This is a genomic window from Marinobacter sp. CA1, assembly GCF_020546665.1.
Lineage (GTDB): Bacteria > Pseudomonadota > Gammaproteobacteria > Pseudomonadales > Oleiphilaceae > Marinobacter > Marinobacter xestospongiae.
Genome location: NZ_CP071785.1, coordinates 3,692,133 through 3,704,880 on the forward strand (window position 1 = coordinate 3,692,133; position 12,748 = coordinate 3,704,880).

The following is a 12,748-nucleotide window of genomic DNA, read 5'->3' on the forward strand; positions in this document are numbered from 1 at the left end:
GCACAAATGGTAATGAAATTAACCAGGCCTTACAAGTCGGAAAGGCAGCTAAGACAAGGCCTGGCGCGGCTCCCAGCGCTTTTCACGTTTCCTTGATCTAAAACAAAAAACCCGGCGAAAGCGCCGGGTTTTTTGTAGTAGAGGCCTGCCAGCGAATTAACGCTTGGAGAATTGCGGACGCTTACGCGCCTTACGCAGACCAACTTTCTTACGCTCGACCGCACGAGCATCACGGGTAACATAACCCGCGCTGCGCAGCGCCGGACGCAGAGTCTCATCGTAATCCATCAGGGCACGAGTCAGACCGTGACGGATCGCGCCAGCCTGACCGCTGATGCCACCACCCTTAACAGTGATGTTGATATCGAAACGATCAGTGGACTCGGCAACAACCAGCGGCTGACGAACGATCATCCGCAGGGTCTCGCGGCCGAAAAACTCTTCGATAGAGCGACCATTGATGGAAATGTTACCGCTTCCCGGCTTGATGAAAACCCGAGCCGTAGATGTCTTGCGGCGACCAGTACCGTAATTTTGTGCTACAGACATATCCGCCTTCCGTTAAATGTCGAGTTCTTTGGGCTGCTGGGCTGCGTGAGGATGCTCAGCGCCGGCATAGATTTTCAGCTTCTGGAACATGGCGCGACCCAGAGGGCCTTTCGGCAGCATGCCCTTAACGGAATGCTGAATTACCTGCTCAGGCGCCTTGTCGACCAGCTTTTCGAAGTTGATGGACTTGATCCCACCCGGGAAGCCGGTATGACTGTAGTACATCTTGGCAGATGATTTTTTGCCGGATACCCGCACCTGGCTGGCATTGATCACGATAATGTAATCGCCAGTGTCGACGTGGGGGGTATACTCAGCCTTATGCTTGCCCCGCAGACGACGGGCGATCTCGGTTGACAGACGACCCAGCGTCTTGCCGGCTGCGTCTACAACGTACCAGTCACGCTTTACTGTTTCTGGTTTCGCACTCAGAGTCTTCATTGATTCCGCCTTGAACGCTATAAAATAAACGTTAAAAGCCAACCTTACATCCCGGGAAACAAGGGATCAGGATGACTTTTGACCTATATGTTTGGTTGGCAGAGACACCATTCGGGGCTGAGATGACGTCATCGCCTTGAAAAGCCAGGGCGCGAAGTATACCCAAACCCGCAACTAAAGCCAACCCTGAGATCCTCCCCTTCGGTTATCCCTGATCACCATCCGTACAGTCTAGCGGTGTTCGTCCAGATCTGCCCGGCGAGCTCGGCTTCGGACTCTGGTCGCAAAGCCGCCAGCGCTGACAAAATCGATGGCAGTTGCTCCGGAGAGTTGTTCCCCGGTCGGATACCGGCCGGCGGCATGTCCGGAGCGTCGGTTTCCAACACCAGGGATTCAACCGGCACCCGGGCCAAGGCGTCCCGGGTCTTTCGCGCCCGATCATAGGTGATCACGCCGCCAACCCCCAGATAACAGCCCAACGCCACCAGGCGACTGGCCTGCTGATAGCTGCCGGCAAAGCCGTGCACCAGTACAGGCACATTCACCCGCTTGCGCGCCAGCACTGCGGCCACTTCGTCATGGCTACGGACCGAGTGGACCACCAGTGGTAAAGCAAGGTTCTGGGCCAAATCCACCTGCTGCTCGAACCAGGGCAACTGTTCGGCAAGCGCCCCTTTCAGCCGATCCAGACCGCACTCACCAAGGGCAACAGGCGCAGGCGACCAGGTTCGCAGCGCCAGCTCAAGTTCCGCCAACGACTCCGGACCATGCTCTGCAATAAACCAGGGATGGATACCAAGGCAGTAATCAATGCCCTCGACCTGAGCCGCCAAGTCTCTCCCCCGTGACCAGTCTGGCTGGCGCACCCCGGGGATGACCAGCCGCTTCACGCCACCGGCTGAAGCCCTGGTCAGAACGCCGTCCCGACCGTCGTCGAAGCACGGAAAGTCGAAGTGGCAATGGGCGTCAACCAGCTGCATTGGCGGCTCCGATCAGTGCTCCCGGGTCTTATGAAAGCGAATGTCGGGATGACGCTCCTGGGCCAACTGGAGGTTCACCATGGTCGGCGCAATGTAGGCCAGCTGGTCAGCGCCATCGAGCGCCAGGAAATCGTTGGCCTTGCGCTGGAACTCGTCCAGGGTACGGGGATCATCGCAGGTTACCCAACGGGCAGTCGCGACGTTGATGGGCTCGTAGACCGCTTCCACCTTGTACTCGCTCTTCAGCCGCGCCACCACCACATCGAACTGCAGAACACCAACCGCGCCTACGATCAGGTCATTGTTCTTCATCGGCCGAAATACCTGGACGGCGCCCTCTTCCGACAGCTGGACCAGCCCCTTCTGCAGCTGTTTGGCCTTGAGCGGGTCTTTCAGACGGATACGACGGAACAGCTCCGGGGCAAAGTTGGGGATGCCAGTGAATTTCATGTCGTCGCCGGCGGTGAAGGTGTCCCCCAGCTGGATCGTGCCGTGATTGTGCAGGCCGATGATGTCGCCCGCGAACGCCTCTTCAGCGTGGGTGCGATCACCGGCCATGAACGTCAACGCATCGGAAAACCGCACGTCCTTGCCGATGCGGACATGCCGCGCCTTCATCCCTTGACTGTATCGCCCGGACACGATTCGCAGGAAGGCCACTCGATCCCGGTGCTGGGGGTCCATGTTGGCCTGAATCTTGAAAACGAAGCCGGAGAAACCGTCTTCGGTGGGTTCCACTTCACGCTTGTCGGTAGCCCGGGGTTGCGGTGTCGGGGCCCACTCCACCAGACCATCCAGCATGTGGTCGACACCGAAGTTGCCGAGGGCGGTACCGAAGAACACCGGCGTCAGCTCCCCCGCCAGGAACGCGTCCAGATCGAACTCGTGAGACGCGCCTTTCACCAGTTCAATTTCATCCCGCAGGTCCGCGGCCTGAGCGCCAAGCTCGTCGTCCAGCTCGGGATTATCCAGCCCACTGATGACCCGTTTTTCCTGAATGGTATGACCCTGGCCACTCTGGTAGAGAATGACTTCATCCCGCAACAGGTGATAGACACCCCGGAACCCCTTCCCCATGCCAATGGGCCAGGTAATGGGCGAGCAGGCAATCTTGAGAACGTCCTCAACCTCATCCATCAGCTCGATGGGATCACGAGTGTCCCGGTCCAGCTTGTTCATGAAGGTGAGGATCGGCGTATCCCGCAGCCGGGTGACTTCCATCAGTTTGATGGTGCGGTCCTCAACCCCTTTGGCGCTGTCGATCACCATCAGGCAGGAGTCAACCGCCGTCAGGGTGCGGTAGGTGTCTTCCGAGAAGTCTTCGTGCCCCGGGGTGTCCAGCAGGTTGACCAGACGGTCGCTGTAGGGAAACTGCATCACCGATGTGGTGACCGAGATGCCCCGCTCCTTCTCCATCTCCATCCAATCAGACTTGGCGTGCTGGCCAGACTTCTTACCCTTGACCGTACCGGCTTTCTGCAACGCCTGCCCGAACAGCAGCACCTTCTCGGTGATGGTGGTTTTACCGGCGTCCGGGTGGGAGATGATGGCGAAAGTCCGTCTGTTAGCGACTTCCTGGGCAACGGTAGACATAAATAGAATAACCTGGATCGGATAAGTGAGAGGGTTTGCCGCACCCCTGAAGGGGCTGAAAAAGTGGTGCCATTATAGGTTCTGGCGACGTTTGACGCGACTTCAGGATGTCGTCAACGGCAACCGCAGGACCCGGGCATCTTCCCGGCCCTCGGCAGCGGGGTAATAGTTCGGACGCACGCCAATGTCCTCGAAGCCTTCGGCCAGATACAGCCCCAACGCCGGCTCGTTGCTTTTACGCACTTCCAGCAACACCGCCGCCATGCCGTCCCTTGCCGCTTCTGCAATCAAATATCGGAGCAGCATCCGTCCGGCCCCTCGTCCATGAAGCTCTCGGCGAACGCACAGGTTGAGTAGATGGGCTTCGTCATACTGGTTGGACACTACGGCGTAGCCGGCCAGTTGATCACCATCCATCAACACCCAGGGCCTGTCATGGGGCTGGAAGCAGTCGCGGAAGACCTTCTCTGACCAAGGGTGGGAATATGCCCCCAGCTCGATGACCATGATCTCCGCCAGATCCGACTCCACCATGGGCCTCACGGAAAGGCCGGTGGCGAGAGTTTGGCGATAGCAGCCAGCAGACGTCAACTCGCCAGCACCTGCGCTTTTAACGCCTGCCAGAGCGACCGCTTGGCGTTGGGATCGGTGGCCAGCGTGGCCAGGCTGTGCTCACAGTCGACGGCGACGCTCTTCCAGACTCGGGACACGTAGTCCTGCCGCACCGACCCGGCAAGCTCGCCGGCGACACCCAACAGGATAACCGGCCTTCCTTTGAGGCGATCCTGCTGACTTGCCAACACGCGCTCCAGGCCGGCACTGTCGCCGCCTGGAACCTGAGGGTTGCGGAACACCGGCCACTGGATACGGAACTGATCCTCCACCGACATCTGCAGCGCTTTGAGGATATTGCTGGCCAGCGCTTCCTGGAGCTGGGAGCTGGCTTCGCTCGACAGTTCGCTAACCAGTACCGCCCCCGAACCAACCCAGATACCCCAATTGGCCTTAACCGCATCGAGGGCCGCAGTTCTGGCGTCGTTTGCCGGCGTCTCCGGTTCTGCCGTGACGACAGGCGCCGCCGGTTGTGGTGCCTCGGCCGGAGGTACGGGATTGCGGGCAACCGACTTCGACGGTTCCGCCTTGGGCTGCTCTGATACTGCCGATTCCTCCGGTTTGCCGGAGACCATCCCCTGCAAGGCGGCAAGTCGTCCTGCTGCCTTGCCCGATGCCGGTAGCGGAGGCACCTCCTCCGATTCGATGGACGTCTCGGGTTCCGGCTCGCTGAAGTCATACGCCGGACTCGCCGCCGCACCGGGCAAAGGACGGCGGGCATACCAGAGCTGAATACCGGACTGTTGCAGGTAGAACTGCCGAACGGCCTCAGACATCGCCGGAGTTGAACTAGCTACCATAGCGCCCCATCTCGTCGTACTGACTCATAGCTGTATAGTCACACATCGGCAACCTGGGGGTGCTGCCGGGTACCTCCCCGGCTGATCAGGTTAAGGGCTTCGATGTAGGCCTTGGCCGATGCGATGATGATATCGGTATCCGAGCCCACGCCATTAACGATTCGACCGCCCCGCTCCAGCCGTACGGTCACCTCACCCTGGGCGTCGGTACCGCTGGTGATGTTGTTCACCGAGTACAGCTGCAGGTTGCAGCCAGAGTCCACCAGTGACTCGATGGCCTGAAAAGTGGCATCGACAGGGCCACTGCCGTCGGCCTCCACCGTATGCTCCTTGCCATCCACCTTCAGTGTCAGTTCAGCACGGGGAACCACCCCGGTTTCGGAGCACACCTTCATGCACACCAGAGAGAAACGGCCTTCCTCATCCGCCTGTCGGGTGTCGCTGGCGATGGCCTGTAAATCTTCGTCGAAGATCTCGTGCTTGAGATCCGCCAGGGCTTTGAAGCGGGTAAAGGCTTCGTTAAGTTCCGATTCAGTCTCGAACTGGATACCCAGCTCCTGCAGGCGGGTACGGAAAGCGTTGCGACCGGAGTGCTTGCCCAGCACCAGGCTGTTGGTGTGCCAACCCACATCCTCGGCCCGCATGATCTCATAGGTCTCGCGATGCTTGAGCACGCCATCCTGGTGGATACCGGACTCATGGGCAAAAGCGTTGGCGCCAACGATCGCCTTGTTGGGCTGGACCGGGAACCCGGTAATGGTGGATACCAGACGGGAGGCCGGCACAATGTGGCTGGCATCTACCTGAGTATCAATATGGAACAGGTCCTGCCGGGTGCGAACCGCCATGACAATTTCTTCCAGGGAGGCGTTACCAGCCCGTTCACCGAGACCATTGATGGTGCATTCCACCTGCCTGGCCCCCTTACTCACCGCTGCCAGGGAGTTGGCAACGGCCAGGCCCAGGTCGTTGTGACAATGCACGGAGAAGATCGCCTTGTCGGCGTTGGGGATGCGGTTCATAAGCTGGCCGATGGTGTGACCAAACTGTTCCGGTATGGCATAGCCAACAGTGTCCGGGATGTTGATGGTTGTCGCACCGGCATCGATGGCCGCCTCGATGATGCGGCACAGGAAATCCAGTTCGGAACGGCCGGCATCCTCACAGGAAAACTCCACGTCACCAACGTGCCCTCTGGCGCGACGGACAGCTCGAACCGCCTGCTCAATGACCTGATCCGGCTCCATCTGCAGCTTGTGCTTCATGTGGATTGGAGAGGTAGCGATGAAGGTATGAATGCGACCACGAGCCGCTGGCTGGATGGCCTCTGCAGCCCGGTCTATGTCTTTATCCAGAGCCCGGGACAGGCTGCAGACTGTCGACTCCTTGATCGACTCGGCGATCGCCTTGACTGCTTCGAAATCTCCCTGACTGGCGATGGCGAAACCGGCCTCGATCACGTCCACGCGAAGCTTTTCTAGGATCTTGGCGATCCGCAGCTTCTCGGCTTTGGTCATGGTGGCGCCGGGGCTCTGTTCCCCATCCCTGAGGGTGGTATCAAAGATGACCAAGTGATCGTTGGCGGACATGGTGCTCTCCATCAGGCTGTCTGACTGTGTTTTTCGGGCCAGTATACCATCGAATGGCCTGTCGACAGGGTCAACGGTAAAGCGGGAGACTGTTCTTCGGAACAGTTTCCGCAGTCGATGGATTTTTCGCAGGCAATAAAAAACCCCAACATCGAAGATGCTGGGGTTTTCGGTATTAAGAGCCTGACGATGACCTACTCTCGCATGGGCAAGTGCCACACTACCATCGGCGCAGGTCTGTTTCACTTCTGAGTTCGGGATGGGATCAGGTGGTTCCAGACCGCTATGGTCGTCAGACAAAAAGGTTGATCACTGGGAAGGATGAGAAAGCGAGATATTGATTTCAGGTTATCCGCAATTGTCTTGGGTGTTATATAGTCAAGCCGCACGAGCAATTAGTACTGGTTAGCTCAACGCCTCGCAGCGCTTACACATCCAGCCTATCAACGTCCTGGTCTTGAACGGCTCTTTAGGAGGCTCGAGGCCTCGGGGAGATCTCATCTTGGAAGGGGCTTCCCGCTTAGATGCTTTCAGCGGTTATCCTGTCCGAACATAGCTACCGGGCAATGCTTCTGGCGAAACAACCCGAACACCAGAGGTTCGTCCACTCCGGTCCTCTCGTACTAGGAGCAGCTTTCCTCAAATCTCCAACGTCCACGGCAGATAGGGACCGAACTGTCTCACGACGTTCTAAACCCAGCTCGCGTACCACTTTAAATGGCGAACAGCCATACCCTTGGGACCGGCTTCAGCCCCAGGATGTGATGAGCCGACATCGAGGTGCCAAACACCGCCGTCGATGTGAACTCTTGGGCGGTATCAGCCTGTTATCCCCGGAGTACCTTTTATCCGTTGAGCGATGGCCCTTCCATACAGAACCACCGGATCACTATGACCTGCTTTCGCACCTGCTCGACGTGTCTGTCTCGCAGTTAAGCGGGCTTGTGCCATTACACTAACCGCATGATGTCCGACCATGCTTAGCCCACCTTTGTGCTCCTCCGTTACGCTTTGGGAGGAGACCGCCCCAGTCAAACTACCCACCACACAGTGTCCTCATCCCCGATAAGGGGACCAAGTTAGAACCTCAAACATGCCAGGCTGGTATTTCAAGGTTGGCTCCACCAGAACTGGCGTCCTGGTTTCAAAGCCTCCCAGCTATCCTACACAAGCATGCTCAAAGTTCACTGTGAAGCTATAGTAAAGGTTCACGGGGTCTTTCCGTCTAGCCGCGGATACACCGCATCTTCACGGCGATTTCAATTTCACTGAGTCTCGGGTAGAGACAGCGCCCCCATCGTTACGCCATTCGTGCAGGTCGGAACTTACCCGACAAGGAATTTCGCTACCTTAGGACCGTTATAGTTACGGCCGCCGTTTACCGGGGCTTCGATCAAGAGCTTCGCACGAGTGCTAACCCCATCAATTAACCTTCCGGCACCGGGCAGGCGTCACACCCTATACGTCCACTTTCGTGTTTGCAGAGTGCTGTGTTTTTAATAAACAGTCGCAGGGGCCTGGTATCTTCGACTGGCTTCTGCTCCACCCGCAGGGGTTTCACATACAACCAGCGTGCCTTCTCCCGAAGTTACGGCACCATTTTGCCTAGTTCCTTTACCCGAGTTCTCTCAAGCGCCTTGGTATTCTCTACCTGACCACCTGTGTCGGTTTGGGGTACGGTCTCGAATCACCTGAAGCTTAGAAGATTTTCCTGGAAGCATGGCATCAATGACTTCATTCCCTAGGGAACTCGTCGTCGCATCTCGGAATTGAGGACCCGGATTTGCCTAAGTCCTCTTCCTACTTGCTTAAACCGGGACAACCGTCGCCCGGCTCACCTAGCCTTCTCCGTCTCTCCATCGCAGTGATCCAAGGTACGGGAATATTAACCCGTTTCCCATCGACTACACCTTTCGGTCTCGCCTTAGGGGCCGACTCACCCTGCGCCGATTAGCGTTGCGCAGGAACCCTTGGTCTTCCGGCGTGGGGGTTTTTCACCCCCATTGTCGTTACTCATGTCAGCATTCGCACTTCTGATACCTCCAGCATGCTTCTCAACACACCTTCGCAGGCTTACAGAACGCTCCCCTACCCCGCATACAAAGTATGCAGCCGCAGCTTCGGTGACCAGTTTGAGCCCCGTTACATCTTCCGCGCAGGCCGACTCGACTAGTGAGCTATTACGCTTTCTTTAAAGGGTGGCTGCTTCTAAGCCAACCTCCTAGCTGTCTGAGCCTTCCCACATCGTTTCCCACTTAACTGGTACTTGGGGACCTTAGCTGGCGGTCTGGGTTGTTTCCCTCTTCACGACGGACGTTAGCACCCGCCGTGTGTCTCCCGGATAGTACTCACTGGTATTCGGAGTTTGCATGGGGTTGGTAAGTCGGGATGACCCCCTAGCCCAAACAGTGCTCTACCCCCAGTGGTATTCGTCCGAGGCGCTACCTAAATAGCTTTCGGGGAGAACCAGCTATCTCCGGGCTTGATTAGCCTTTCACTCCGATCCACAAGTCATCCCCTGGCTTTTCAACGACAGTGGGTTCGGTCCTCCAGTGCCTGTTACGGCACCTTCAACCTGCTCATGGATAGATCGCCCGGTTTCGGGTCTAATCCCAGCAACTATACGCCCTATTAAGACTCGGTTTCCCTACGGCTCCCCTAGACGGTTAACCTTGCTACTGAAATTAAGTCGCTGACCCATTATACAAAAGGTACGCCGTCACAGAACAAGTCTGCTCCGACTGCTTGTACGCATACGGTTTCAGGGTCTATTTCACTCCCCTCACAGGGGTTCTTTTCGCCTTTCCCTCACGGTACTGGTTCACTATCGGTCAGTCAGGAGTATTTAGCCTTGGAGGATGGTCCCCCCATGTTCAGACAGGATATCACGTGTCCCGTCCTACTCGATTTCACTGAACTCAGGTTTCGGATACGGGGCTATCACCCACTATGGCGGCTCTTTCCAGGGCCTTCTCCTACCAGTCGTCCAGCTTAAGGGCTGGTCCCCGTTCGCTCGCCGCTACTTAGGGAATCTCGGTTGATTTCTTTTCCTCGGGGTACTTAGATGTTTCAGTTCCCCCGGTTCGCCTCTTACACCTATGGATTCAGTGTAAGATACCGACCCGAAAGTCGGTGGGTTTCCCCATTCAGAGATGTCCGGATCACAGCTCGTTTGCCAGCTCCCCGAACCTTATCGCAGGCTTCCACGTCTTTCATCGCCTCTGACTGCCAAGGCATCCACCGTATGCGCTTAGTTGCTTGACTATATAACCCCAAGACAACTGTGTTCGTGCTATCGATCTGTTGGCGGACCAGCAGAGGACAGAACGAGACAGTTTCCTTGAAGCGATAGAACAACCACTTCAACGACAACACCGGATAACGCTTGAAATCGCTATCACTTTGAGCGTATTGATCCTGGAGATAAATTGGATCAATACGTCTCGATATTGCTTTCTCATCCGAATTGTTAAAGAGCAATTCTGACCCAGTGATCAGAAAGAAGGATTTCATCAAAGTGAAACACTTGTTTCTGCACACTGACACAAGTCAGTAGGTTATGGTGGAGCTAGGCAGGATCGAACTGCCGACCTCCTGCGTGCAAGGCAGGCGCTCTCCCAGCTGAGCTATAGCCCCATATCGAACCACACACCAAGCGGACTTCGATAATGCTGACGCCGCACTCGGAAAATCGTTCAGATCTAGGCGCTTTAAAGCGTAGCGTGCGAGTAGCACGTGAGCTTTGAAGCAACGACGAGCTGAGCGATTTTGGTGGGTCTGGGTGGACTTGAACCACCGACCTCACCCTTATCAGGGGTGCGCTCTAACCACCTGAGCTACAGACCCAATTATCACTAAATCTTGTGCCACCTGAGCTGCGTTGCAGTCTTCGTTCGCTCGGTCACGTACTTCAGTACGCTCCCTCACTCTCTCAGCCTGCGCCTTGTCAGCTGTCACAACCTTTAGCGCTAATTCTCTGCTTCCCACTTACTTTTCAGCAAGCGATCACAGGGAACGGGTCTGAAAGACCCTATTGCTCTCTTCGCAAGTTAACCAAGTAATTCGTGTGGACTCTGACCGAGGCTTCGGTTTCGTTTAAGGAGGTGATCCAGCCGCAGGTTCCCCTACGGCTACCTTGTTACGACTTCACCCCAGTCATGAACCACACCGTGGTGATCGTCCTCCCGAAGGTTAGACTAACCACTTCTGGTGCAATCCACTCCCATGGTGTGACGGGCGGTGTGTACAAGGCCCGGGAACGTATTCACCGCGACATTCTGATTCGCGATTACTAGCGATTCCGACTTCACGGAGTCGAGTTGCAGACTCCGATCCGGACTACGATGCGTTTTGTGAGATTAGCTCCCCCTCGCGGGTTTGCAGCCCTCTGTACGCACCATTGTAGCACGTGTGTAGCCCTGGCCGTAAGGGCCATGATGACCTGACGTCATCCCCACCTTCCTCCGGTTTGTCACCGGCAGTCTCCCTAGAGTTCTCAGCCGAACTGCTAGCAACTAGGGATAGGGGTTGCGCTCGTTACGGGACTTAACCCAACATCTCACGACACGAGCTGACGACGGCCATGCAGCACCTGTCACTGCGTTCCCGAAGGCACCAATCTATCTCTAGAAAGTTCGCAGGATGTCAAGGCCAGGTAAGGTTCTTCGCGTTGCGTCGAATTAAACCACATGCTCCACCGCTTGTGCGGGCCCCCGTCAATTCATTTGAGTTTTAACCTTGCGGCCGTACTCCCCAGGCGGTCTACTTAGTGCGTTAGCTGCGCCACTAAGACTTCAAGAGTCCCAACGGCTAGTAGACATCGTTTACGGCGTGGACTACCAGGGTATCTAATCCTGTTTGCTCCCCACGCTTTCGCACCTCAGTGTCAGTGTTGGTCCAGGTAGCCGCCTTCGCCACTGGTGTTCCTTCCTATATCTACGCATTTCACCGCTACACAGGAAATTCCACTACCCTCTACCACACTCTAGCTTGCCAGTTCGAAATGCCGTTCCCAGGTTAAGCCCGGGGCTTTCACATCTCGCTTAACAAACCACCTACGCGCGCTTTACGCCCAGTAATTCCGATTAACGCTTGCACCCTCCGTATTACCGCGGCTGCTGGCACGGAGTTAGCCGGTGCTTCTTCTGCGAGTAACGTCAAGGCTGGCCGATATTAGCGACCAACTTTTCCTCCTCACTGAAAGTGCTTTACAACCCGAAAGCCTTCTTCACACACGCGGCATGGCTGGATCAGGGTTGCCCCCATTGTCCAATATTCCCCACTGCTGCCTCCCGTAGGAGTTCGGGCCGTGTCTCAGTCCCGATGTGGCTGATCATCCTCTCAGACCAGCTACGGATCGTCGCCTTGGTAGGCTCTTACCCCACCAACTAGCTAATCCGACTTAGGCTCATCTAATAGCGCAAGGTCCGAAGATCCCCTGCTTTCTCCCGTAGGACGTATGCGGTATTAATCCGGGTTTCCCCGGGCTATCCCCCACTACTAGGCAGATTCCTAAGCATTACTCACCCGTCCGCCGCTCGTCAGCGGGTAGCAAGCTACCCCTGTTACCGCTCGACTTGCATGTGTTAAGCCTGCCGCCAGCGTTCAATCTGAGCCATGATCAAACTCTTCAGTTTAAATCAAGCAGATGCCGAAGCATCTAATTTTTGCTCAAGACAAAACTCAAATTCATCACTCTCAAAGAGAGTTTTGACAGGTCACTGTCTCGATATTTCGTATCCGAAATACCTCAGCCAGCGCCCACACGAATTACTTAGTTAACTTTTTAAAGAGCGTTGGGCCGTTGCCCGATCAAGGCCGCGTATTCTACAGCGAACCGCGAGCTTGTCAACCGTTTATTTTCAGTGGCTTTCGAAGCTTTTCGAAACCGCCGAAACCTCCCGGCTACCTCATCAAGGTGGCGCGCATTTTACAGCGTTGAACCACCTTGTCAACCGCTTATTTGAAGATCTCTCAAAGCCGAAAACTTCAACAAAACCAAACAGTTGCCTTTCGATTCCGAGCCCGCCTGACCGGCTTGCCCCTCGAAAGAGATGCGCATTCTACAGACTTCTCGGTGGCCGTCAACAAGGTTTTTGAAGAAATCTCAAAAACCTTGTTGAGCAGGCCGTCACCGGCCGCCAGCGAGTGTAGTTTGCACTGCCGGCGACCCGCAGCCCGCCTA

7 protein-coding genes, 2 tRNA genes and 3 rRNA genes are annotated in these 12,748 nt (G+C 56.3%); all 12 read right to left on the reverse strand.

Annotated elements, in window-relative coordinates; all coding sequences use genetic code 11:
- Window positions 1-156: 156 nt before the first annotated feature.
- On the reverse strand, window positions 157-549 hold the full coding sequence (gene rpsI, locus J2887_RS16915; protein ID WP_227172264.1) for a 30S ribosomal protein S9: 393 nt from the start codon (window positions 547-549) through the stop codon (window positions 157-159).
- A gap of 12 nt (window positions 550-561) precedes the next feature.
- The gene (gene rplM, locus J2887_RS16920; RefSeq protein WP_227172265.1) at window positions 562-990 is read right to left on the reverse strand and encodes a 50S ribosomal protein L13; all 429 of its coding nucleotides are present in this window, start codon (window positions 988-990) and stop codon (window positions 562-564) included.
- A gap of 215 nt (window positions 991-1,205) precedes the next feature.
- Entirely contained in the window at window positions 1,206-1,970 is a 765-nt protein-coding gene (locus tag J2887_RS16925; protein WP_227172266.1) for a TatD family hydrolase, read from the reverse strand.
- Window positions 1,971-1,982: 12 nt separating this feature from the next.
- Window positions 1,983-3,563, reverse strand: coding sequence for a peptide chain release factor 3 (prfC, locus tag J2887_RS16930; RefSeq protein WP_227172267.1), 1,581 nt, complete (start codon window positions 3,561-3,563; stop codon window positions 1,983-1,985).
- Window positions 3,564-3,665: 102 nt separating this feature from the next.
- Window positions 3,666-4,097 carry a ribosomal protein S18-alanine N-acetyltransferase gene (rimI, locus tag J2887_RS16935; RefSeq protein ID WP_227172268.1) on the reverse strand — a complete coding sequence of 144 codons (432 nt, stop codon included), beginning with the start codon at window positions 4,095-4,097 and terminating at the stop codon, window positions 3,666-3,668.
- A gap of 53 nt (window positions 4,098-4,150) precedes the next feature.
- A complete protein-coding gene (locus tag J2887_RS16940; RefSeq protein ID WP_227172269.1) occupies window positions 4,151-4,975 on the reverse strand; it encodes a hypothetical protein in 825 nt (274 codons plus the stop codon).
- A 38-nt stretch (window positions 4,976-5,013) separates the two neighbouring features.
- Window positions 5,014-6,564, reverse strand: coding sequence for a 2-isopropylmalate synthase (locus J2887_RS16945; protein ID WP_227172270.1), 1,551 nt, complete (start codon window positions 6,562-6,564; stop codon window positions 5,014-5,016).
- 181 nt (window positions 6,565-6,745) lie between these two features.
- A 5S ribosomal RNA gene (gene rrf, locus J2887_RS16950) occupies window positions 6,746-6,861 on the reverse strand.
- A 77-nt stretch (window positions 6,862-6,938) separates the two neighbouring features.
- Window positions 6,939-9,828, reverse strand: a 23S ribosomal RNA gene (locus tag J2887_RS16955).
- Window positions 9,829-10,124: 296 nt separating this feature from the next.
- A tRNA-Ala gene (locus J2887_RS16960) sits at window positions 10,125-10,200 on the reverse strand.
- Between the two features lie 133 nt (window positions 10,201-10,333).
- Window positions 10,334-10,410, reverse strand: a tRNA-Ile gene (locus tag J2887_RS16965).
- Window positions 10,411-10,660: 250 nt separating this feature from the next.
- A 16S ribosomal RNA gene (locus J2887_RS16970) occupies window positions 10,661-12,200 on the reverse strand.
- Together the 16S, 23S and 5S rRNA genes with 2 tRNA genes alongside form the textbook arrangement of a ribosomal RNA operon.
- Between the last annotated feature and the right edge of the window lie 548 nt (window positions 12,201-12,748).

Excerpts from the sequence above, each read along its gene's own strand:
- rplM (WP_227172265.1), bottom strand. The coding sequence starts at position 990 with ATGAAGACTCTGAGTGCGAAACCAGAAACAGTAAAGCGTGACTGGTAC.
- prfC (WP_227172267.1), bottom strand. The coding sequence starts at position 3,563 with ATGTCTACCGTTGCCCAGGAAGTCGCTAACAGACGGACTTTCGCCATC.
- J2887_RS16945 (WP_227172270.1), bottom strand. The coding sequence starts at position 6,564 with ATGTCCGCCAACGATCACTTGGTCATCTTTGATACCACCCTCAGGGAT.
- J2887_RS16940 (WP_227172269.1), bottom strand. The coding sequence starts at position 4,975 with ATGGTAGCTAGTTCAACTCCGGCGATGTCTGAGGCCGTTCGGCAGTTC.
- rimI (WP_227172268.1), bottom strand. The coding sequence starts at position 4,097 with ATGGTGGAGTCGGATCTGGCGGAGATCATGGTCATCGAGCTGGGGGCA.
- J2887_RS16925 (WP_227172266.1), bottom strand. The coding sequence starts at position 1,970 with ATGCAGCTGGTTGACGCCCATTGCCACTTCGACTTTCCGTGCTTCGAC.
- rpsI (WP_227172264.1), bottom strand. The coding sequence starts at position 549 with ATGTCTGTAGCACAAAATTACGGTACTGGTCGCCGCAAGACATCTACG.